The following is a 22,701-nucleotide window of genomic DNA, read 5'->3' on the forward strand; positions in this document are numbered from 1 at the left end:
GCATCGGGGCGTCCGGTCCGCCGCACCTCACCGTGCCGCGGGCACCCCCCTCGACGAAGGGTTCCCGATGATGCCCCTCCGCCACGCCGCCGCAGGCGCCGCGCTCGCGCTTGCCGCCCTGACGGGCGCCGCCCCGGCGCACGCCGACACCCTGAGGACCGCGCCCGCGGTCACCGCCCCCGCTGCCGTCGCCGCTCTCCCCGTCTTCACCGACGGACACGGGCTGACCGTGCTCCCCGGGGCCACCGAGGTGCACAGCCCCACCGACTTCACGCTCACCGTCACCACGAAGCAGCTCTCGGGGCAGCACAAGATCCGCGTTCTCCTTCCCGCCGGGTACGATGCCGCCCCCGAACGGCGGTGGCCGGTCACCTACTTCCTGCACGGCGGCGGCGGCACCGTCGACGACGTCGCGGCCGCCCCGGCACTCCACTCCGACTCGATGATCACCGTGGTGCCGGACGGCGGGTTGAAGGGCTGGTACGCCGACTGGCAGATGCAGAACACCGCCGAAGGCGCCGCGAACTGGGAGACCTTCCACCTCACCCAGGTCGTCCCGTTCATCGACGCCAACCTCCGTACCCGCACCGACCGGGACCACCGGGCCGTCGTCGGACTGTCCATGGGCGGCTACGGCTCCCTCCACTACGCCGAGGCCCGCCCCGACCTGTTCGGTCACGTCGCCGCGCTCTCCGGAGGAATCGACTTCGGCATGGCGCAGGTCCGCGCCGCCGTCCTGGCCACCGAGCTCAACCTCACCGGTGCCTGGTGTGCCGTGAGCAGTTCCTCCAGCACGTCCGGCTCCGGCAAGTGCACCGGCTACGGCCCCTACGTCGACAGCGACGCCATCTTCGGCTCTCCGTACCCGGTCTTCAACGCCGACCGCGTGTGGAAGGCCGTGGACCCGGCCGCGCCTGCCAACCTCGCCAAGCTGTCCCGCACCGGCATCACCCTCTACACCGGCAACAACGACGTCATCGACGTTCACACCGCGGCGGCCTCCAAGACCGTCAAGGCCCGCCTCGACCAGCTCGGCGTCCCCAGCCGCCTCGTCAACTACGGCAACGGCGCCTCATTGGCTCCGGGCTGCAACGGCGGCCACAACTACGGTTGCTGGGCCCCGGCATTCGCCGACTACGTTCCGCGCCTCGAAGCCGCCTTCGCCGCGGCGGGCTGACACGCGCTCAGGCCCGGGCCCGGGCCCGCCCCATCGCATCGCACTCACAGGCACCATCCGCTCCCCTTCTCCCTCTGCTCGGAGGAACGACCGTGACCGAATCGCCCCCCACGGGCCGCCGGCCCCACCCCTCGCGCCGTACCGTCCTCAGGGCCGGCGGCGGCCTTGCCCTGGGCGCGGGCCTGGCAGCCGTCGCCCCGGCTGCCCCCGCCTGGGCCGCACAGCGCGGCACCCCCCTGTGCGACGAGCCCGGGGACTCGGCCGCCGCCCAGGGAATCGGCTCCAGCGACCTCGCCATCCCGTACTACCGCGAACACGACGGCACCTGGGGCTACGTCTTCGGCGACACATGGTCCGGCATGCAGCAGTACGGCGACTACCTCGGCTCGCCGCTGATGCTTTGCCAGGGCGGGTTCGACGCGTCCGGCGCGACTCCCATCTCGTTCACCTGGGCACTGCCCACGGGCGGCCGGGCCCGGCAACTGTTCGACTACCGGACCAACGCGGACAACGGGTTCGGCTTCGAGGTGAGCCGTATCCCCAACGACTGCATCGAGTTCGGTGGACGCACGTACATCCAGTACACCTCGGTCGGCACGTGGGAGCCGCCCGCGGGCTACGACGGCTCGGTGATGTCCGGCGTCGCCTACTCGGACGACCACGGCGTCACCTGGCACGACTACCCGTACCACTGGGCGGGTGACATGCAGGGCGTGAACCAGTCCATGTACGGGATGTGGTCCTTCGCGGGCATCGACCCCGACGGCTGGCTCTACATCTTCTCCAAGCGCTGGAACGGGACACACCGCAACACCGCCGACGGTGGGGCCATCCAGCTCTTCCGGATCCGCCCCGACGACTTCCGGGCGGGGAACTTCGGCGCCCAGCAGAACTGGGCACACCACGAGGGTCGCTGGCAGTGGACCAACGCCGTCGGGCCCTCGCCGATCCTGACCGGCAACCACATCGGCGAGTTCTCGGTCAAGCGGATCGGCGGCCGGTACTGCATGAGCTACTTCGACGTCACCGACTACTCCATCAGCACCCGGTCCGCGTCGCGTCCCGACGCCGTGTGGACCGCGCCCAAGCCGCAGATCGTCGGCGACAACCGCTGGCCGGCGAACCACTGGGGCAAGCCGCAGATCCCCAACCTGTACGGCGGCTACATCCACCCGGGCAGCGCGAGTGCGACCTCGCTCACCCTCATCGTCTCCCAGTGGCCCGGCGTCCTGCACCAACCGCCCTACCGAGTCCTGCAGTTCGACGGCATCAACCCCTAGCCGCGCCCTACGGCACCGCGGCGGGGCCGCCTCAGCCGTGATCCACATCGCGTCGATCGACACCCCGCCAAGGGCATGGCGGACGAGACGCGAACAGCCACCCCGACAGACAGGAAGCACGCATGTTCCGACGACTGAGCACCCTCACCGTGACCCTGGCACTCGCCGGGACCCTCGGCGCCGGCACCGCCTCCGCCGCCGACACCGCGCCGGAGGACCGCGTTTCCGGTAAGCGCGTGCACAACGGCATGCAGATCGCCTTCAACCCGGCCGCGCCCGACGTCTTCTGCACCGTGGGAGCGGTCGGCAATGACGACTACGGGCGGAAGATCGCCATATCCGCAGGCCACTGCATCAACGACCCGCGCTACGCGGACCGCGAGATCCACGAGAACATCGCCCCCGTCTACCACCGGCAGGACATCGCCGCCGGCCCGATCGGGTACGTGCGCTATTTCAAGGACCCCGAGGGTTCGATGACCGGACACCTGACCAAGGACTACATGGTCATCGAACTGGTCGATGGAGTGGCACTCTCATCACAGGGGCCGCATCTGAAGCAGACCGACGAACTGGAGGTCCCCGGCGGCAAGGCCAGCCCGAACGCCCTGTCGCCCGCCCGTGACGACGAGCGTCTCCTCGGCGCCTCTCTGTTCAACAACAACGAACTCGTGGTGTCCGGACAACTGGGCGTCTGGTACGGACGGATCACCAACAGCAGCAGCGGCGTCTACCAGTCGCACGCCAAGCACAAGGCCCGCGACTCCGGCGGCCCGGCCATCTGGCACGTACCGGGCACCGCGTACCCCTCTGAGGCCAATGGATTCCAGGCGGAGGGCCCCTGGGCGGGCATAACCAAGGGCGTCATCCTCGGCATTCCCCCCTACGTGTACACCAGCTCGGCCAACATCCTCGCCGACCTGCGCGCCCGGGACACCGCCGATCCCGCTGACGTCTACGGCTCGGGCTTCGAGGTGACAAGCAACCCGTAGAGCAGCACGCGACGGCTGGTGAACCGGTACGTCATCAGGGCGTCGGTCAGGGCATGAGGCCGATCAGAGACGTCAACACCGCGGAAGCCGGACCTGTCGTGCTGGCTTGATCGCACTTCGGGAGATCACGGCATGACCCGTCCACGATCCGCTCTCCTACCGGTTCGACGCGCGGAGCGTCCTCTTCGCCATGTCCTGACCGCCCACCGCCCGAATACTTTCGATCAGTAACACAGGGGGATCCTTGAACACTCGTACGATATTCGCCGTCCTCGCCGCCACCACCTGCGCACTCGCCGGATGCTCCGGCGCCCAGGAGCTGTCCTATGGCGCCAAGGCGAAGAAGGACAACCTTGAGGTCAGCGTCTTGCGCGTGGTCGCCGGGACCTCCGGCGACCTGTCCGTGCTCAAGGAGGCAGCCACATATGAAGGCCGTACGCCGTACTACGTCCACTACCGTGTGACCAAGACCGACGCGGGCGATGTGAACGGACCCTCTTTCGACGTTACGGCGGACGGTGCCCTGCTGACTCAGTTGAACATCATGAGCGCCTTTCCGGAACCCGTCGTGGGCACGGACGGGAAGCTCAGCTACGAGGACGCTCCGAAGTTCGACAAGTGCCTCGACGAACACAACTCCAGCGAGTTCGCGCAAGCCGCGGCCGGCGAGAGTTACGAGGCATGCACGGTCTACCTCTCCGCCCCGGGCTCCAACGCTGCGCCCGAGAAGGTCGAGTGGGTAAAGGGCGGCCTTCTGCGGCGCAGCGACGACCAGGCGTTCGCCGTCTGGAAATGAGCCGACCCGCGGAGAGCGCCACTCCGTCGGGAACGCACAGTCGCTCGGCCGGCGACGGCGCCGTTCGGGAGCGGGAGGCGGCAGCGGCGCCACCCGCTCCCGGATCGCCTGCAACGTGCCGGCGATCAGCGAGACCGAGGCGCCGCTGCTGCGGCCGCCCAAGGGAGGGGAATCGGTGCCGTGGTCAGCCATGACACGAGTACGGCATGCCGCATGCCACACGGCGGGATCCTGCCTGCGGCGTCATGGCTGCGCTCTCCCTCGTAACGTCAGATGCCGCACATGGCGAACGTCGAGTGGGAAGAGGCCGACGTCCCCGCCGAAGGGCACCTGCACCTGTCCGGACACCGGGGAGGGTCGGCATGTTGAATCCCGGTTCATCTCCGCTTGAGAGGAGATTCACTGGTCTTCACTGTGCCGCGGCCCAGGGCGGCACAGCTGTGATCGGCCGCCGGGCGCGCCGTCTGGCAACGTATCCTCCGATCCCCAGGCCGATTCCGACCATGGCCAGCAGGACCCCAAGGAATCCGAGCGTCCCCGACGCCGCCGGCGCGGCGACACCCTCATTCACGCGCCCGAGCACTCCGGAGGCCGCGACACTGCCCGACTGCTCGTTCAGGAAGAACCGCGAGTCGTTGGAGTTCCCCCGGTGATCGCCCAGCAGGAAGATCCGCCCGTCCGGCACCCGCACGTCGTACGGCCCGGTCCCCGGGTTCACTTCCCCGCGCATCAGATACGGCTCTTCGACCGGCTCGCCGTTCACCGTGATCCGATTTCCGTCGCACACGACGTGATCGCCGGCCATCCCGATGACCCGCTGCAGGACCGGACCGCCCTGATAGCGATCGGGCACATCGACGAGCACGACATCACCCCTGCGTACCTCGTCCGCGTCGATGCGCTCGATGACCAGCCGGTCGCCCTGTCGGTAAGTGGGCGCCATGGCCTCGCTCATGACGGTGGCCCCCTGGTAGTGCGTGAAGAAGTACCCGATGCCTCCTACCGCCAGGAGCAGTCCGAGTGGCACCAGGACCCAGGCCGCGACTCTCAGGCAGCTGCCCGCTCCTTGCTGCTGCATGAACACCTTCCCTTGACACGCCCTGAGCCCAGCGGAGCAGCGGAGGCCAGGCGGTTCCGGAACGGAAACCCACCTGACCCGAACGGCCGCTCTGATTGCTGAAGTCCTCAGCCGCGCTTGATGTTTGCACGAACAGTGACGGACCCGGCCGGGCCGGGCCCGTCACTGGGTCAGGACCTGACGAGCGTGATGTCGTTGCTCTGGAAGTCGCTGACGCTCACGGGGTAGTCACGGTCGTCCGCACTGGCCAGTCCCCGGAGCACGGCCGTGCCGGGCTGGAAGGAGGCGGTGGGGTCGATGTTGCTGGGGAAGGACGTGGTCCACGGGACCGGGGCTCCCGGCTCGCAGACGACGATCAGGCCCTCGTGGGAGCCGTTCGCCGTCGCACGCTTCTGGGTTTGGTAGGCGCTGACGTTGATGCTGATGCGGGCCGGCTTGTTGCAGGTGGCCGTGCCGCCGACGGTGATCTCGCCGGTGCGGGCGGCCACCGTGCCCGTCGTCTCCAGCTGCACGCCGATGGCGAGCTCCACGGGCGGCTCGGGCATCCGGGCATGCAGCTCGCCGCGCACGGGCAGTGTGGAGCCGCTGCAGGTCCGCTCGAAGGTCGCGTCCACCTCACGGATGTAGCCGTGGGGACCGTAGGCGATGTGCGAGATGGTGAAGGAGCCGGTGCCGCTCTCGCAGTACCTGTCCGTCTCGCTGAACTGCAGCTTGGGATCCTCCGGCTGAGCTTCGGGCCAACTGCGGGCGTTGGCGTAGGTGGTTCCGGCCACGAGGATTTGGCCGTAGGGGGCCGACATGGACAGGGCCCAGCGCTCGCCCTCGGGCGTGACGACCGTGGCGCCCACGGCGGACTGCGAGGTCGGCCCGGAGACCTCGAACATCTCCGTCGTCTCGGGGGTGTAGGTGTGGGACTGTCCGCCGGAGATGTACTCACCCGGCTCACCGCTGAAGCTGAGCGATCCCGCCACCGCTTCGTGGGCCTGCGCCGTGCCCGTGAGCGGGGCCATCGTCACCGCCAGGGCGAAAGCCGCTCCGAGGGCAACCGCCGTTCGGGCCACGTTCCGGCCCAGGATGCTGCCTACTGTCATGACGCTCCCTTATATGAATGGTCCCGGTTCCAGCGACCGGGCCGTGATGTCGGGGGTTGATCCGGTGTGGACAGGCCGAGGCGGTGGTTGGGCACGGTGACGCCCGGTACGCCGGTGGTGCGCTCGGTCTTCGGTACGCGTGGCTCGTACGAGGACTCACATGCCCCGCGCCCCAGGGCGCTCTCCTGCGAACGCCGCTTGTCCCCGCCCCTGGCCACACACGCCTCTTCGTTCGTCCGACTCCGGTCCCCTTACCCCTGCGTCCCGGCACACAGAAACGTCACAGGAAACTGAGCCCACGCCTCACCCCCCTGCCCGAACAGTTCGGCTCATCTCACCGGCAGGCCGTCGTCGGCGCCCCCGGGCGACCGTGCGGCGGAAATACATCTGCTGTACGGACTCCTCCGGCCCGGCGGCGAACCGATGGCCACTTTTCCGCTCGGGCTTCCACGCCCGACCGTCGAGCATCCGCCCCCCGGTCATCCGGCCCCCCGGTCTTCAAGCACGGCCGAGTTCCCCCGGGAACGCCCAGAGGGGGAACTCTCCTCGCCCAGTCGGAGACCAAGCGCACCCCGGCCCCGAAACGTCACTCCGGTCGCTCAGTCCTTCTGCGTATCGCCCTGGCCTTCGCATTCGGCCATGGGCCTGATCAGGGGGGCGGGGTCGCACCGGCCTGCCGGCCGACCGCGCAGCACCATCGGCTGACCGCCCGCCCGGCCCCCCCCATGTGACGTTTCAGGAGGGCAGGGCGCTGGGTATAAGGGCACGCCTCTTTTCGGGGGTAAGCCGAAACGGACCTCCGATAAGGGGTAAGGGATTTGAGTTCGCGTAAGTCGCATGCCTACAGACCGCTGAGCATGAAACGCCGCGCCTGGCTGACCGTCGGGGCCGTCGTGCTCGGTGGTGCGGGGGTCGTCACAGCCGCTGTGGCCAGTCCCGGCACGGACCCGGTGCGGGAGGGGCTGAAGCCACGCAAGGCCGAGGTGCACTCGCTCGACTTCAAGGGGACGGGAAGCGAGAAGCGCGATGTGCCGCGCACCAGCACCGAGCCGTTCTCCCTTGTCGGTGTCACCTGGGTGAACCCGGATGCGGAAATCGAAGGCACAGCGGAGGTGCGTACGCGCAACCGCGAGACCGGCGAGTGGGGCGACTGGCTGGAGGTGCACCTCGACCAGCACCTCGCCGAGAAGCGGGACGCCAGGGCCGATCTGCCCGGCATGTCGGAGCCGCTGTGGGTGGGGCCGTCCGACGCCGTTCAGGGACGTGTACTGAGGGCGGACGGCAAGTCGAGCGCCGGTCTGCCCAAGGGGCTGGAACTGACCCTGGTGGACCCGGGTGTCACAGCCAAGGAGGCCAAGGCGCCGGGCGCGGACGCGCAGCCGGCGGCGTACGCCCTCGAAGGGACAGCGACGCCTGCGCCGGCCGCAGCCGCCACGGAGACGGAAACCGCGTCCCCGACACCCACGGACGCGGCCACGCAGACGGCGGGCACGAGCGCCACGCCGACGGATCCGGTCACTCCGACGGGCACGCCGACCACCACCCCGACGCCGACCACACCGACCGCGCCACCTTCCACGGTGACGCGGCCGCCCATGACGCTGCGTACCGGTTGGGGCCCGGACGAGTCGCTGGCCACGAACTACAGCGACCCGGAGTACATCGACAGGATCCAGGCCGTCTTCGTCCACCACACGGCCGACTCGAACAACTACAGCTGCTCCGAGTCTCCCGCGATGGTCCGCGCGATCTACGCCTACCATGTGACGCCGCGCCCGGGTTACGAGGGCTGGAAGGACATCGGCTACAACTTCCTCGTCGACAAGTGCGGCCAGATCTTCGAGGGCCGTGAGGGCGGCGCCGACCTGCCCGTGCTCGGTGCGCACACCTACGGCTTCAACTCCTACTCCACGAGCGTCGCGCTGCTCGGCAACTTCGAGACGGGCAGGCCCAGCCGGGCCGCCCTGGACTCGGCCGCGCGCGTCGCCGCCTGGAAGCTCGGCCAGTACGGTGTCAGCCCCAGCGGCACGGTCACGCTGACCGCCGCAGCCGACACCGGCAAGTACCGGGCCGGCGAGAAGGCCACGCTGAGCACCATCTCGGGTCACCGCGACGGCTTCGCCACGCTCTGCCCCGGCGTGAACCTCTACAGTGAGCTGCCGGCGATCCGCAGGTTCGCGTCCGGCGCGGGCCGCAACTCCGCGATCCCGACGTCCGACTTCAACCGCGACGGCATCACCGATCTCGTCATCGGTACGCCGAAGGCCGCGAGCAGCGACGGCAGCGTCCACATCCTGCCCGGCGGCACGGACGGCCCCGTCGCCGCGGCGCGCCGCACGATCGACCAGAGCAGCCCGGGTGTGCCCGGCACCTCCGAGAGCGACGACCGGTTCGGTTCCTCCACGGCGTACGGCGACCTGAACGGTGACGGTTTCGCCGACCTGATCGTCGGCGCCCCCGGCGAGAACGGGGTGACCGGGCAGGCCAACACCGGTTCCGTCACCGCGCTGTACGGCCCCGCGCTCACCACGGGCAAGCTGTACTGGACCAACTCGGACACCCGGACCGCGGACGAAGGGCTCGGCACGACCGTCGCGGCGGGCGACTTCAACGCCGACGGCAAGGCGGACATCTTCTCCGTCGCACCTGGCGTCCCGGGCCGCTGGTACGCCTGGGACTCCGCGTCCGGCGTGGGTACGAGGGGCTATCTGGACACGGCTACGTCGTACACGGGCCGCGTCTCCTACTCCTCGGCGTCGACCGGCGACTTCAACGGTGACGGTTACGCCGACGCGGCGGTCTCGTTCCGTGACACGGAGGGCAAGGGCCGCCTGGTGTGGCTGAAGGGCTCACCGACCGGTCTGCAGCGGGTCGGCATGCTGACCGCGCCCGGCGGTCGTTCGCTGGCCGCGGGTGACCTCAACGGCGACGGCTACACCGACCTCGCCGTCGGGCAGCCGTCCGCCACCGAGTCGGGTCACACCGCCGTGGGCGGCGCCGTTACCGCGGTCTTCGGTTCGTCGGCGGGCCTGACCTCCGCGGGGACCAAGACCCTGCACCAGGACACGACCAGCGTTCCCGGCCTTGACGAGAGCGGCGATGGCATGGGTGCGTCCGTTTCCATCGGTGACGTCGACCTCGACGGGTACGCCGACATCCTGGTCGGCCTGCCGGGCGAGAACGTAACCCGCAACGACGTTTCGTACGTCAACGCCGGCTCGACGCTGCTCCTGCGTTCCACCTCCACCGGACCCACGGGCACGGGCGCCGTCATCTACTCGCAGGACACCAAGGGTGTGCCGGGCACGTCCGAGCGAGACGACCGCTTCGGCTCGGCAGTCTCCCTGACCGACCTGTCCGGGTACAGCCGGGCGGATGTGGCGATCGGCGCCGAGGGCGAGGACGCCGGCAACGGCACCGTCCTCCAGCTCGACAACAGCAGCGCATCGGGCATCGTCACCACCTCGGGCGTCTTCTACGGCCTCACCGAGCTGGGCACTCCCGCGGCCGCTCGCATCGGCAAGGTGCTCCACCCGTAGGGTCTCCCACCGTGAGGCGAGCGCCACGCGCGCACGCGCCACGCAGGAGGACGGGGCTCTCCCGCGAAGGAGGGCCCCGTCTTTTCCTGGCCGACCGCGCGTGCCGGGGCCCGGGGTGACGCCGGGCCCGGCACGGTCACAGCCTCGGCGCCCTCGTCGCCGCACCGCAGGCCGTCATCGGTTCATCCGTTCGCCTGTGGCAGGTCCCGTCAGGTGAGGGTCCAGCGCTGGTTACTGCCGTTCGAGCAGGAGTAGAGCTGGATCTGGGTGCCGTTGGCGGTGCCGGTTCCGACGGCGTCGAGGCAGAGGCCGGACTGGACGCCGACGATGGATCCGTCGGAGTTGACCCGCCACTTCTGGTTGTCACCGCCCCAGCAGCTGTAGATCTGGACCTTGCTGCCGTTGCTCGTGCCGGCGGCGTCCAGGCATTTGTTGCCGTAGACCCGGAACTCACCCGCGTCGGTGGCCGCCCACTGCTGGTTGGCGCCGCTGCCGCAGTCCCACAGCTGGAGCTGGGTGCCGTCGGCGGTGCCGGAGTTGGGCACGTCCAGACAGCGGCCCGAACCGACGCCCTTGATCTGTCCGGAACCCGCCGGGGGCTCCGTTGTGCCGCCGCCGTTGAGTGCGTTGAGGACGGCCGAGTAGGCGGCCTTCTTGCTCCCGTCGTTGTTGAACAGCAGCGGTGTGTGCTCCGGTCGCCAGGAGTCGCTGTCGCGCACACCCCAGACGGTGACGCCGAGGCAGCGCTCGACGGCCAGGCAGTCATGGGTCACGTTGGCGTAGGTCGTGGGCGAGGCGCCCTGGATGTCCAGCTCGGTGACGGCCACGTCGACTCCGAGGGCGGCAAAGTTCTGCAGCGTGGTACGGAAGTTGCTGTTGTAGGGGCTGCCGTTGTTGAAGTGCGCCTGGAAGCCGACGCAGTCGATCGGCACGCCGCGCTGCTTGAAGTCCCGGACCATGGAGTACATGGCCTGGGTCTTGGCCCAGGTCCAGTTCTCGACGTTGTAGTCGTTGTAGCAGAGCTTGGCGGACGGGTCGGCGGCGCGAGCGGTGCGGAAGGCGAGTTCGATCCAGTCGTTGCCGCTGCGCTGCAGGTTGGAGTCGCGTCGGGCTCCGGAACTACCGTCGGCGAAGGCCTCGTTCACGACGTCCCACTGGACGATCTTGCCCTTGTAGTGGGCCATCACGCCGTTGATGTGGCCGATCATCGCCTGGCGCAGGTCGTTGCCGCTGAGGCTCTGCATCCAGCCGGGTTGCTGGGAGTGCCAGGCCAGGGTGTGGCCACGCACCTCCTTGCCGTTCTGCACCGCCCAGTTGTAGACACGGTCGGCGGCGCTGAAGTTGAACTGGCCCCGCTGCGGTTCGGTGGCGTCGATCTTCATCTCGTTCTCGGCCGTCACCATGGTGAACTCGCGGTTCGCGATCGACGCGTACGTCGAATCGCCCAGCCGGCCCGAGGCGATGGCGGTGCCGAAGTAGCGGCCGCTCTGGGCCGCCGCGGCGCCCAGCGTGCTCTCCGCGGCGTGGGCTTCCGGTGGTGCGACCAGCGCGGCGGACGCACCGAGGGCGCCGACGACCAGCGCTAACAGCAGGCTGCGAGCTTTCCGGCGGACACCGGGCCCGGGAAGGGCGTAAGAGCCCATGACTGTGCCTCCAAGGTGGAATCACGAAAGGACTGAGGGGGTGCGCGGATCTGCTGTGCGGGACACAGGGCCGCGGCCGACGTTCGGTATCGCGGACCACGGTCAGTTCCTCAGACACGGATGATTGAGGCATCGATGATGGGCCGTCAATACTCCTCGCAGCACAAGTTTCGATTGGTGACTCGAAACTTTCAGACACCCTGGTGGGGAGAATGTGGCCCCGGTGAAGTCGTCGGCGAAGGTCGTGGGGTCGCGGTCGGGGTGAGTGCTCGGACGTTGTCTGCTCGGCTTTATCCCTCCATATATGCGCCGTGGGCTGGGAGAACCGCATGAGCGCACCCAGGGGAGGTGTGCTGGGTGCGATCGCTTGTCCGGGGGCGAGGGGGAGATGCTGGCTATGGGCGGACCAGTGGCAAGCCTTGACCGGAGAACCCGGCGTCCCTAGCTTGTGGCGTCGGAGATCCGGGAGTCCTCGAAACTTTCGAAACCGTTCTCGAACCCACGGCACTCCGCTCCGCTGTTCATCAGGGTCACCTCAGCTCACTCTCAGGAGGCGCAGCTCATGTGGTATCGCCACTCGTCCCCGGCCCGGCCCAGACGCCTGCTCGCGGTCCTTGCACCCTTGTTACTCGTTGCCACCTTCCTCGGTGCCCAGCCCGCCGAGGCGGCGACCGTGGACCCCGACGCCTCGTACGTGCTGGTCAATCGCAACAGCGGCAAGGCCCTGGACGTCTACAACAGGGCGACCGGCGACGGCGCCCGCATCACTCAGTGGACCAGGAACGATCAGAGCCAGCAGCAGTGGCAGTTCGTCGATTCCGGCGGCGGCTACTACCGCATCAAGTCCCGCCATTCCGGCAAGGTGCTGGACGTCTACAACTGGTCCACCGCGAACGGCGGATCGATCGTCCAGTGGACCGATCTGAACGCCGCCAACCAGCAATGGCGACTGGCCGACAGCCCGGACGGCTACGTGAGGTTCATCTCGCGCCACAGCGGCAAGGCCCTTGAGGTACAAGGCGCCTCCACCGCCGACAACGCGAACACCGTCCAGTACGACGACTGGGGCGGCGCCAACCAGCAGTGGCAGCTCGTCAAGGTCGGCGGTGGCGGTACCGGCCCGTGCGATCTTCCGGGGACCTACCGCTGGGCATCGTCGGGCCCGTTGGCGCAGCCCAGGCCGGGGTGGGTCTCGTTGAAGGACTTCACCGTCGTCCCCTACGAGGGCAAACAGCTCGTGTACGCGACGACGCACGACACGGGGACGCGGTGGGGCTCGATGAACTTCGGTCTGTTCTCCGATTGGTCGCAGATGGCCTCGGCCGATCAGAACGCGATGTCGGCTTCCACCGTCGCGCCCACGCTCTTCTACTTCGCACCGAAGAGTGTCTGGGTGCTCGCCTACCAGTGGGGCGGGTCCGCCTTCTCCTACCGGACGTCGAGCGATCCGACCGACCCGAACGGCTGGTCATCCCCGCAGGTGCTCTTCTCCGGAAGCATTCCCGACTCCGGAACGGGCCCCATCGACCAGACGCTCATCGGTGACGGGACGAACATGTACCTGTTCTTCGCCGGCGACAACGGCAAGATCTACCGGGCCGACATGCCGATCGGGAACTTCCCGGGCAGCTTCGGCTCGACCTCGACAGTGATCATGAGCGATACGACGAACAACCTGTTCGAAGCCCCGCAGGTCTACAAGCTGCAGGGCCAGAACCGCTACCTCATGATCGTCGAGGCGATCGGCTCGCAGGGTCGCTACTTCCGCTCGTTCACGGCCACCAGCCTGAACGGCGCGTGGACACCCCAGGCGGCGACCGAGGGCAACCCCTTCGCCGGCAAGGCCAACAGTGGCGCCGCCTGGACCAATGACATCAGCCACGGCGAACTGATCCGCTCGAACCCCGACCAGACCATGACCGTCGATCCCTGCCATCTGCAGATGCTCTACCAGGGGCGCAGCCCCGACTCCGGCGGCGACTACGGCCTCCTGCCCTACCGCCCTGGTCTGCTGACGCTCCAGCGCTGACGACGTGACACATGCCCGGCTCCGACAGGGGCCGTGGCGGCGGGCTCGGCGGAAGGCCGAGCCCGCCAGGTCTGCCGCGTCCGCGGTTACGGGGTGACGCAGCCGATCGAACCGACCGGGAAGTCGTTGCCGGCCGAGGTCGCGGTGAACCCGAAGGTGACGCTGCCCTCCGGTGCGATGGTGCGGTTGTGGTCGAGGTTCCTCACCGTGAGCGTGCCGTCGGGCTCCGTGGTCAGCGCGCCGTTCCACACGCTGCTGATCTCGGTGCCCGCGCCGGGCTTCCACCGGACGGCCCAGCCCTCACGCGCCGTCGTGCCGTGGTTCATGACCTCCACCGAACCCTGGAACCCGCCGCTCCAGGAGTTGGTCACGTTGTACAGGGCCATGCACCCGGTGTGCGGGTCGGTGGGTGTCGGAGTCGGGGTCGGAGTGGGCGTCGGATTCGGAGTGCCGCCCGAGCCGCGGATGCCGGTCACCTCGCCGTTGCCGCCGTCGAAGACGATGTCGGAGCAGGAGAAGAAGTTCTCCTGGCTGTCCGAGCGCACCCACTGGATGAACATGACCGCGTCACCCGAGCGGCCCGAGGGCAGGTCCAGGTCCCAGTAGTAGTGACCGTCGTCGGTGCCGGGCCCGCCCGACTGCGGCGGGTCGGAGACGGTCCCGATCAGCTCCAGGTCGTCCCAGCCCAGCTCGGTGCTGGGCGAGTAGCCGGGCTTGGACACGTACACCCGGAACGAGCCCGGGTGTGCCGCCCAGTTGCTGTGCTTGATCTGGATCGTCCTTCCGGACGTCAGGTGCGTCCGTGGCCAGTCGGAGCGCGGGGCGTTGTAGCCGGTGAAGTCGTACGGTGACCGGTCGCCGGCGCTGCACAGCTTTCCGTCCGGTACGTAACCGGCGCCTCGCCCGCCCGCGTTGGAGTCGAGTACGGCGAACCAGTTGTACAGCGCGGTCGGGCCGCTCTCTTCGAGCGCGGCCCTGCACGCCGGGTTTGTCGGGTCCAGAGCGCCGGTGGCGGTCTTGGCGTCCAGCATGCAGAGGTAGGTACGCGATCCCGGCGTCATCGTGACGCCGTGTGCCTGCGCGCTGCCCTGGCCCATTAAGGACAGGCCGATTCCGCCGAGCAGTGTCGCGAGCACCGCCGCCAGGAAGGCGAACAGCTTCTTGCGTCGGGCCATGAGGTTCTCCTGTGCCTGAGGGGGAACGTTCTTCCGGTTGCGCTTCTCTCTCGCGGCCGCCGTCGTGCGGGGGCCCGTGGGTGGACCGGCCGGCGCACCGCGGGAGTCGAAAGTGCGGGGACCGGCAGGCGAGGACCGCGGTGACGTCACCGGGGCCGCGCCCTGGACCTGGGGGACATGAGGGAGGCGGGGCCGATGCGTGTGCGCCCCGGTTCACGCGCGGCGGTGCCGTTGGGGCCGGGGCCGGGGCCGGGGCTGTACGGGCGGTATCCCGACGCGGACCGGGCCGACGCCGGTGAGCGGGATGAGCAGGCTGTGCGTGGTCCCGGGGGAGTGTGCTGACGCTCGCATGCGGGGCCTCTCCAGGAGGGGTGACCGGATGGGGCGATCACGGAATCGGAAGCGCCCGGCCGTTCAGCTCTGGGAGCGCTCCCACCGCTTACCTTATGGACTGTAAGAGTGTTGCCGTGCTCCTGACAACCCGCTGGTGTCCCCTTGCCGAAGTCGTGCCGAGCGGATCGACGGGCACGGGGCGGGGCGGGGCGGCCCGTCGAGCGCACCCGGGCGGCAGCGCGGCGGGCGTCCTCGCACCTCGGCCCGGGCTGTCGCCTTCCGTGACCCCGGCAAGGCGACGAATCCTGTGCAACCGCTTGACGGCGCGTGCTCCGGCCTTGAAGTTGGGAGCGCTCCCACTTCTGTCCGCGCCTCTCTCGTAAGGACTTCAGTGTGTCGCGACATCAGCCGCTCGTTCCCCACCCATCCCGCACGTCCCGCCGTCCGTACCGATCCAGGCACCTCGGCGTGTTAGCGGGCGTCGCAGCCACCGCCGGGCTGCTGGCCGCCACCCTCGTCGGGCCCGCCGACGCGGCCCAGCCGCTCGACGAGGCCCCCGAGCTCATCATCAACGGGGACTTCTCCGCGGGCACCGCCCCGTGGTGGTCGACGGCCAACAGCCCCATCGCCGTCTCGGACGGACGGCTCTGCGCCGACGTCCCCGCGGGCACGGCCAACGCGTGGGACGCCATCGTCGGGCAGAACGCCCTCGCGCTCACCGCCGGCGAAGGGTACACGCTGAGCTACACGGCGACGTCGACCGTGCCGGTCACCATCCACACCAACGTGCAGATGGCGAACGAGCCGTGGACCACGGAACTCGCCACCACACAACAGGTCGGGACGACCGGCGAACGTTTCACGGAGACCTTCACGGCCGGAGCCGACCACGACGCGGCGCAGCTCGCCTTCCAGATCGGAGGCAGCGCCGAACCCTTCACCTTCTGCGTCGACGACGTATCGCTGCGCGGGGGGACCGCGCAGCCGCCGTACGAACCGGACACCGGATCCCCCGTCCGCGTCAACCAGGTCGGATACCTCACCCACGGCCCCAAGTCGGGAACCGTCGTCACCGAACGAATCGACCCGCTGCCCTGGACGCTCCGTTCGGCCGCCGGGACGCGCGTGGCCGAGGGCACCACCACTCCGGCGGGCGTGGACACCGCGTCCCGGCAGCATGTCCACACGTTCGACTTCAGTGCGGTGACGGCCACGGGAGAGGGATACACCGTCACGGTCGCGGGGGAGAGGAGCGAGCCGTTCGCCATCGGCGACAGCCTGTACGCGACGCTGCGCACCGACGCGCTCGCGTACTTCTACCACAACCGCAGCGGCATCGAGATCGACGCGGACCTCGTGGGCGAGCAGTACGCGCGGCCGGCCGGTCATCTGGGCGTGAGCCCCAACCAGGGTGACACCGACGTACCCTGCCAACCGGGCGTGTGCGACTACCGTCTCGACGCGCGGGGCGGCTGGTACGACGCCGGTGACCACGGCAAGTACGTGGTCAACGGAGGGATATCGGTTGCCCAGTTGATGGCCGTCTTCGAGCGGACCCTGTACGAGGGGGCAGCCGACGCGGGGCCGCTCGGCGACGGCGAGCTCCGGCTGCCCGAGCAGGGGAACGGCACTCCCGACATCCTCGACGAGGCACGCTGGGAGCTGGAGTTCCTCATGCGGATGCAGGTGCCCGCAGGGGAGCCGCTCGCCGGCATGGCGCACCACAAGCTGCACGACAAGGCGTGGACCGGGCTGCCGCTCCGGCCGGACCGCGACCCCCAGCCCCGGGAACTGCATCCGCCGACCACGGCGGCCACCCTCAACCTGGCGGCCGCCGCCGCCCAGTGCGCCCGCCTCTTCCGGGTCTACGACGCGGACTTCGCCACCCGGTGCGGGTCGGCCGCGCGTTCCGCGTGGACAGCGGCCAAGGCCCATCCGGACCTCCTCGCTGATCCGCAGGACGCCACGGGCGGCGGCGCCTACAACGACGACGACGTACGGGACGAGTTCTACTGGGCCGCCGCGGAACTCTTCCTGACCACGGGCGAGGACAGCTACCGCCAGGAGGTCCTCCGCTCCCCGTTGCACGGTGACACCGACGCCGTCTTCCCGCGCGGTGGCATGTCCTGGGGCTCGGTCGCCGGGCTCGGAGCCCTGAACCTCGCGCGGGTGCCGGGCGGGCTGTCCGCCGATCAGCTCGCCACGGTGCGAGGCATGGTGACCGAAGCCGCCGACGGGTACGCCGCCGATTCGGCCCGGGCCGCGTACGGCCTTCCGTACGCCCCCGACGACGGGCACTACGTATGGGGCTCGAACAGTCAGGTCGCCAACAACATGGTCGTCCTGGGCTCCGCACACGACCTGACCGGCAGGACCGCCTACCGTGATGCCGTACTGCGCGGGCTCGACTATCTCCTGGGCCGCAACGCGCTGAACCAGTCCTATGTCACCGGGTACGGCGAGCGGGACTCGCGCAACCAGCACCACCGGTTCTGGGCCAACCAGCTCGACCCCGCACTGCCGAACCCCGCACCGGGGTCGCTGGCCGGTGGCCCGAACGCATCCATCGAGGACCCGGTCGCGCAGGCCAAGCTGAAGGGCTGCGCACCGGCGATGTGCTACATCGACGACATCGAGTCATGGGCCACGAACGAGATCACCATCAACTGGAACGCCCCGCTCGCCTGGGTCGCGTCCTATGCGGACGACCTGGGCGGCGGCGAGCCCGTGAGGACACAGTGCGAGGTGACCTACACCTCGCAGCGTTGGAGCGACGGCTTCACCACTCACGTCGCTCTGAAGAACACCGGCGACCGCCCGGTGCGGTCCTGGCGGCTCGACTGGACGTTCGCCGACCAGCAGCAGGTGACCGACGCCTGGGGCGCGGGTATCGGGCAGACCGGTCCCCGGGTCGCCGCCGAGGCCCTGAGCTGGAACGCCACCGTCGCGCCCGGTGGCACCGTGCGGTTCGGCTTCAACGGCCGGCCCACCGGTCTCGTGCACGACCCTCAGGTCTTCCGGCTGAACGGCAAGGTCTGCGGGACGGCAGCACGACGATGAGGGGCCGGTCCGTCCCGCCGCGCACGAGGAGAGCGGCGGGAAACCGCCTCCGGGCGCTCCCGGACGCCTGTGAGACGCGTGGGCCGGACGGGCCGTCGCTGCGGCGGTGACCACGGCCACAGCGGTGTGCTGACCGAATCGGGGGCGCTGCTCGCCCACGGCGTCGGCGCCCCCGGCTCGTTCGCCACCGCTTGCCGAGGTCCACCGGCCCGGTGTTCGCGCAGTGCCGTGAGGGTGCCCTCCGGACCGGCCCCGCCCTCGCCGCCCGGGCGGCCGGGGAATCCCGAGGGGGCCTGTTCAACTTCCCCTCTCCTGGCTACGTTACCTCCAGTAACAGATGCGGGCCTGCCTGACGGCACGCCACCTGCCCCCTGCCTCTGGAGCCCACCATGACGCGTTCCGTCACCCCTCGCCGCCGACACCTCTTCGGCATGGCCGCCGTACTCGCCGTGGGGCTTACGGCAGGTGCGTTGCCCGGCGTCCCCGGCCCGGCCGACGCGAGCGAGATCCCGCGGCCGGTACGGGAGACATCCTCGGAGGGGCTCAGGGAGGTGTTCTTCGTCGGCAACAACTGGGAGGGCACCGCCGACGTCATCGACTCCCGTGGGGACTACGCCAGGATCGGCCGCATCGACATGATCCCCGACAAGAAGGAGCGCCTGTGGGAGATCTACCTGAACCCCGTCAAGCTCGCCTTCTTCCTCGGCATCCGCCTCGGCCCGGGTGAGGGTCACGATCAGTACGTCGACGACATGTACACCACGAAGGACGGCAAGTCCGTGGTCGCCTCCCGGCCGAGTTTCGCCGACGTGGTCTCCATCGACGTGGAGAGCGGCAAGATCAACTGGCGGTTCCCGGTGTCCGGTTTCCGCTCCGACCACATGGCGGTCTCCCCCGACGGTACCCAGGTCGCCGTCTCCGCCTCCACCTCCAACACCGTGCACGTCCTGGACATGGCGACGGGCAAGGAGGCGGGTAGGTTCAAGGCCGGCGACAAGCCGCACGAGAACGTCTACACCGATGGCGGCGAGTACCTCTGGAACATGGCCATCGGCGAGGTCAACACCGACCTGGACGCGCCCTGGCAGGACTTCACCAAGGGCGACCGGCGCATCACCGTCGCCGACGCGAAGACCTTCGAGGTCAAGAAGATCATCGACATGCGCGAGCGGCTCGACGCCTTCGGCCGCGAGGACCTTTCCGACGCGCTGCGCCCGGTCGCCTTCACGCCTGACGAGTCGAAGATGTACTTCCAGGTCTCCTTCTTCAACGGCTTCGTCGAGTACGACGTGCACACGGACAAGATCACCCGAGTGAAGACGTTGCCGAAGAACCCGGACACCAGCGACGACCGCACCACCTTCGTCAATGACTCCCGGCACCACGGCATGTCCATGAGTCCTCGGGGCGACAAGCTCTGCATCGCCGGAACCATGGACGACTATGTCACCGTCGTGAACCGCGAGACGCTTCAGGAGGGCCCGCTCGTCACCGTCTCCAAGCCGTACTGGGCCACGGTGAGTGGAGACGGAAAGCACTGCGTGGTGTCCGAGAGCGGCGCCGACCAGGTGACGGCGATCGACTTCGCCACCGGCGAGAAGGTCGCCTCCATCCCCGTCGGCGACCATCCGCAGCGGGTCCGCCTCGGCCACGTCCCCGCGAACTGGACCGGCCCCACCGGCTGAGCGCACCGGACCCCGCGTCTTGCGCCGCTGTGACGCGAAGGGCCCTGGCGGCGGCTTCCGGCGGAGACGGCCGCCCCGTGTCCAGCCGCGGGAGGCCGAGCGCATCGGCTCCCGTTCACACGTCGCCGGACCGTGCCGGGGCCGCCGTCGGTGCACCGGTGGAGTCCCTGCCCGAACGGCGGGAGGGCCGGATCACGCCGTTCGGGAGCCGAAGGGCTCGCCGACGGCCGGGCTGACGAACGGTCCGGCCGGGCTGACGAACGGACCGGCCGGGCCGACGAGCTGTCCGGCCGTCATGAACGGGCGCCGCCGCGGCCGGCGGGGCTCCCCGTCGGCGCCGACGCCGTGCTCTTCCGTACGATCAGGCTCGTCGCCAGCTCCAGCCGGGTGGACACCGGTTCCTCGGCCCGCAGCCGCATCAGCATCTGTGTGGCCTCCTCCGCCATCCGGCGCAGCGGTTGATGGACCGTGGTCAGCGCCGGGCTCGCCCAGCGCGCGATCGATACGTCGTCGTAGCCGACCACCGAGAGGTCCTGGGGCACGCGCAGGCCGTGGGCCCGGGCGGCTTCCAGGACGCCGAGGGCCTGGAGGTCGCTGCCCGCGAAGATCGCGGTGGGCGGGTGGGTCCGGGACAGCATCTCGGTGGCGCGGTCGTATCCGCCCTCCACGTGGAAGTCGCCGAACAGGATGAGGTCGGGGTCCACTTCGAGCCCCGCCATGGTCATCGCCGACCGGTAGCCGTCGAGCCGGGCGCGGGAACAGAGCATGTCCTCGGGACCGGTGACTATGCCGATGCGCCGGTGCCCGTGTTCGATGAGATGGCGGGTGGCGGCGAGTCCGCCGTTCCAGTTGGCGGAGCCGACCGAGGGGACGTCGGGGTCGGGGTCGCCCGCCGGGTCGATGATGACGAAGGGGATCGAGCGGGACCTGAGCTGCTGTTTCACTTCGGTGGGCAGCGTGGAGAAGACCAGGACGACGCCGAGCGGCCTGCGCTGGAGCATCGCCTCCATCCACTCCGGGCCGGGCGCGTGGCGGGTTCCGCTTTCGGTGAGGACGACCCCGGCGTTGTGGGCCTTGGCGACGTTCTCCACCCCCCGGATCAGCTCCATCGCCCAGATGCTCTCCAACTCGTGGAACACGATCTCGATGAGCGGAGCCTCGCGGGCCGACCGTGTGGTGCGCCGGTAGGCGTGGGCCTCCAGCAGGCGCTCCACCTTGACCCTCGTGGGGGCCGCCACGTCCTGCCGCCCGTTGAGGACCTTCGAAACTGTCGAAATGGAGACGCCGGCCCGCTCGGCCACCTGGGCCAGCGTGATGCGGCCCATTTCCTCGTCATCGCGCATGCCGAGGAGCATAGAGCACGCCTCGACCTCGCACTTTGCGTAACGATTTGGTGACGGCGTGACGGGGGGTTGACCCTCCGGAGGGGGAGTCCTAGCGTCCCGACTCACAAGTTTCGGCAATATCTCCGAAACAGTTTCGAGAGGCGAGTCGATGAAACAACGCGCACGGTTCTCGCGGACCGTTGTCGTCGGTGGTGCCGCGCTGGCCCTGGTGCTGTCCCTGACCGGGTGCGGGGGAGGTTCCGGCGCGGCCGACGACGGCGCCATCCACGTCCTGGTCTACGGGGACGCCGCGAACAAGGTGGAGAAGGAGCTGGTCGCCACCTTCAACGAGACGTCGGAGGTGAAGGTCGTCCTGGACACGATCCCGGGCGCCGACTACCAGGCCAAACTGCAGACGATCATCAGGAGCAAGCAGGCGCCCGACGTCTTCTTCAACTGGGGCGGCGGCAGCATCAAGCCGTTCGTCGACGCCGGTCTGCTGCTCCCGCTGGATTCCTTCATCGCCGACGACCCCGGCCTCAAGGCGAACTTCCTGCCGTCCGTGTTCAACAGCGCGGTGGTCGACGGCGCCTCCTACGGGATCCCCATGCGCGGCACACAGCCCGTCCTGCTGTTCAACAACGGCAAGGTCCTCAAGAAGGCGGGTGTCGAACCTCCTCGGACCTGGGACGACCTGCTGGCGGCGGTCAAGGCGCTCAAGGCCGACGGCGTCACCCCGATCGCGCTGGGCGGCGGCGACCGGTGGCCGACGCTGATGTGGTTCGAGTACCTCTACGACCGCATCGCCGGGCCCGAGCTCTTCCAGAAGGCGCTGGACGGCGACAAGGACGCCTGGGCGAGCCCGGACAGCCGGAAGGCGCTCAGCATGATCAGGGAGCTGGTGGACGCCGGGGCTTTCGGTACCAACTACGACTCGGTGAAGTTCACCGACCAGGGTTCGCCCACGCTCCTGGCGACCGGCAAGGCGGGCTTCGAGCTGATGGGCTCGTGGGAGTACTCCACGCAGCAGGACGCCCACCCGGAGTTCGCGAAGAGCGACCTCGGATACAGCGCCTTCCCCTCCGTCGAGGGCGGCAAGGGCGACCGGGCGAACCTCGTCGGCAACACCAACAACTTCTACTCCGTGGTGAAGAAGACGAAGCACCCGCAGGCCGTCGCCGAGTTCCTGAAGCTCATGTACTCGGACCGGTTCGTGAAGGCGCAGCTCTCCATCGGCAACCTGCCGACCACCACCAACACCGAAGCCTTCCTGGACACCGCCGCCAGCCCCGAGTTCGCGAAGTTCCAGTACGGCATGGTCAAGGAGGCCCCGGCGTTCCAGCTCTCCTGGGACCAGGCGTACCCCCAGTCGGCGGCCACCGCCATGTACCAGGCCCTCCAGCAGTTCTTCAACGGCTCGATGGACGAGGACGCCTTCATCGAGGCCATGCAGGCACTGCCGACCTCGTGACCTCACTCGAATCCGGACGCGGAACCC

14 protein-coding genes are annotated in these 22,701 nt (G+C 69.2%); 9 read left to right on the forward strand and 5 right to left on the reverse strand.

From position 1 onward, the window contains the following. The first annotated feature begins 67 nt into the window (after positions 1-67). The 4 genes from IE145_RS16405 to IE145_RS16420 all read left to right on the forward strand — a co-directional run bounded on the left by IE145_RS16405 (position 68) and on the right by IE145_RS16420 (position 4,245). On the forward strand, positions 68-1,177 hold the full coding sequence (locus IE145_RS16405) for an alpha/beta hydrolase (protein WP_229825592.1): 1,110 nt from the start codon (positions 68-70) through the stop codon (positions 1,175-1,177). Positions 1,178-1,269: 92 nt separating this feature from the next. Beyond that, on the forward strand, positions 1,270-2,457 hold the full coding sequence (locus IE145_RS16410; protein ID WP_189525778.1) for a glycoside hydrolase family 183 protein: 1,188 nt from the start codon (positions 1,270-1,272) through the stop codon (positions 2,455-2,457). A 122-nt stretch (positions 2,458-2,579) separates the two neighbouring features. Next, positions 2,580-3,449: a hypothetical protein gene (locus tag IE145_RS16415; protein WP_189525779.1), complete on the forward strand. Its 870-nt coding sequence runs from the start codon at positions 2,580-2,582 to the stop codon at positions 3,447-3,449. Between the two features lie 244 nt (positions 3,450-3,693). Beyond that, the gene (locus tag IE145_RS16420) at positions 3,694-4,245 is read left to right on the forward strand and encodes a hypothetical protein (protein WP_189525780.1); all 552 of its coding nucleotides are present in this window, start codon (positions 3,694-3,696) and stop codon (positions 4,243-4,245) included. A gap of 409 nt (positions 4,246-4,654) precedes the next feature. On the opposite strand, the gene lepB is transcribed toward IE145_RS16420, so the two are convergent. Together lepB and IE145_RS16430 are read right to left on the reverse strand one after the other, a co-directional pair. After that, a complete protein-coding gene (lepB, locus tag IE145_RS16425; protein ID WP_189525781.1) occupies positions 4,655-5,323 on the reverse strand; it encodes a signal peptidase I in 669 nt (222 codons plus the stop codon). Between the two features lie 170 nt (positions 5,324-5,493). Next, positions 5,494-6,414: a hypothetical protein gene (locus IE145_RS16430; RefSeq protein ID WP_189525782.1), complete on the reverse strand. Its 921-nt coding sequence runs from the start codon at positions 6,412-6,414 to the stop codon at positions 5,494-5,496. Positions 6,415-7,271: 857 nt separating this feature from the next. Here IE145_RS16430 and IE145_RS16435 point away from each other — a divergent pair. Further along, positions 7,272-9,953 carry an FG-GAP-like repeat-containing protein gene (locus tag IE145_RS16435; protein WP_189525783.1) on the forward strand — a complete coding sequence of 894 codons (2,682 nt, stop codon included), beginning with the start codon at positions 7,272-7,274 and terminating at the stop codon, positions 9,951-9,953. Between the two features lie 209 nt (positions 9,954-10,162). Here the strand turns inward: IE145_RS16435 and IE145_RS16440 are convergent, their stop codons facing one another. Further along, positions 10,163-11,596, reverse strand: a complete 1,434-nt coding sequence (locus IE145_RS16440; protein WP_189525784.1) for an endo-1,4-beta-xylanase — start codon at positions 11,594-11,596, stop codon at positions 10,163-10,165. Positions 11,597-12,158: 562 nt separating this feature from the next. Between IE145_RS16440 and IE145_RS16445 the strand changes: the two genes are divergently transcribed. Then, a complete protein-coding gene (locus IE145_RS16445; RefSeq protein ID WP_189525785.1) occupies positions 12,159-13,625 on the forward strand; it encodes a non-reducing end alpha-L-arabinofuranosidase family hydrolase in 1,467 nt (488 codons plus the stop codon). An 86-nt stretch (positions 13,626-13,711) separates the two neighbouring features. Here IE145_RS16445 and IE145_RS16450 read toward each other — a convergent pair whose 3' ends face one another. Beyond that, entirely contained in the window at positions 13,712-14,800 is a 1,089-nt protein-coding gene (locus tag IE145_RS16450; RefSeq protein WP_189525786.1) for a lytic polysaccharide monooxygenase auxiliary activity family 9 protein, read from the reverse strand. An 801-nt stretch (positions 14,801-15,601) separates the two neighbouring features. Between IE145_RS16450 and IE145_RS16455 the strand changes: the two genes are divergently transcribed. Continuing rightward, complete coding sequence (locus tag IE145_RS16455; protein WP_373296593.1) at positions 15,602-18,193, forward strand: glycoside hydrolase family 9 protein; 2,592 nt, start codon at positions 15,602-15,604, stop codon at positions 18,191-18,193. A gap of 389 nt (positions 18,194-18,582) precedes the next feature. Beyond that, on the forward strand, positions 18,583-19,878 hold the full coding sequence (locus IE145_RS16460; RefSeq protein WP_229825594.1) for a YncE family protein: 1,296 nt from the start codon (positions 18,583-18,585) through the stop codon (positions 19,876-19,878). 293 nt (positions 19,879-20,171) lie between these two features. Here the strand turns inward: IE145_RS16460 and IE145_RS16465 are convergent, their stop codons facing one another. Beyond that, the gene (locus IE145_RS16465) at positions 20,172-21,233 is read right to left on the reverse strand and encodes a LacI family DNA-binding transcriptional regulator (RefSeq protein WP_189525787.1); all 1,062 of its coding nucleotides are present in this window, start codon (positions 21,231-21,233) and stop codon (positions 20,172-20,174) included. A 139-nt stretch (positions 21,234-21,372) separates the two neighbouring features. Between IE145_RS16465 and IE145_RS16470 the strand changes: the two genes are divergently transcribed. After that, positions 21,373-22,674 carry an ABC transporter substrate-binding protein gene (locus IE145_RS16470; protein ID WP_189525788.1) on the forward strand — a complete coding sequence of 434 codons (1,302 nt, stop codon included), beginning with the start codon at positions 21,373-21,375 and terminating at the stop codon, positions 22,672-22,674. Positions 22,675-22,701: the final 27 nt, after the last annotated feature.

It is taken from the genome of Streptomyces sindenensis, from assembly GCF_014649035.1.
GTDB lineage: Bacteria > Actinomycetota > Actinomycetes > Streptomycetales > Streptomycetaceae > Streptomyces > Streptomyces sindenensis.

Excerpts from the sequence above, each read along its gene's own strand:
- IE145_RS16470 (WP_189525788.1), top strand. The coding sequence starts at position 21,373 with ATGAAACAACGCGCACGGTTCTCGCGGACCGTTGTCGTCGGTGGTGCC.
- IE145_RS16405 (WP_229825592.1), top strand. The coding sequence starts at position 68 with ATGATGCCCCTCCGCCACGCCGCCGCAGGCGCCGCGCTCGCGCTTGCC.
- IE145_RS16445 (WP_189525785.1), top strand. The coding sequence starts at position 12,159 with ATGTGGTATCGCCACTCGTCCCCGGCCCGGCCCAGACGCCTGCTCGCG.
- IE145_RS16450 (WP_189525786.1), bottom strand. The coding sequence starts at position 14,800 with ATGGCCCGACGCAAGAAGCTGTTCGCCTTCCTGGCGGCGGTGCTCGCG.
- lepB (WP_189525781.1), bottom strand. The coding sequence starts at position 5,323 with ATGCAGCAGCAAGGAGCGGGCAGCTGCCTGAGAGTCGCGGCCTGGGTC.
- IE145_RS16440 (WP_189525784.1), bottom strand. The coding sequence starts at position 11,596 with ATGGGCTCTTACGCCCTTCCCGGGCCCGGTGTCCGCCGGAAAGCTCGC.
- IE145_RS16460 (WP_229825594.1), top strand. The coding sequence starts at position 18,583 with ATGACGCGTTCCGTCACCCCTCGCCGCCGACACCTCTTCGGCATGGCC.
- IE145_RS16465 (WP_189525787.1), bottom strand. The coding sequence starts at position 21,233 with ATGCTCCTCGGCATGCGCGATGACGAGGAAATGGGCCGCATCACGCTG.
- IE145_RS16435 (WP_189525783.1), top strand. The coding sequence starts at position 7,272 with ATGAAACGCCGCGCCTGGCTGACCGTCGGGGCCGTCGTGCTCGGTGGT.
- IE145_RS16430 (WP_189525782.1), bottom strand. The coding sequence starts at position 6,414 with ATGACAGTAGGCAGCATCCTGGGCCGGAACGTGGCCCGAACGGCGGTT.
- IE145_RS16415 (WP_189525779.1), top strand. The coding sequence starts at position 2,580 with ATGTTCCGACGACTGAGCACCCTCACCGTGACCCTGGCACTCGCCGGG.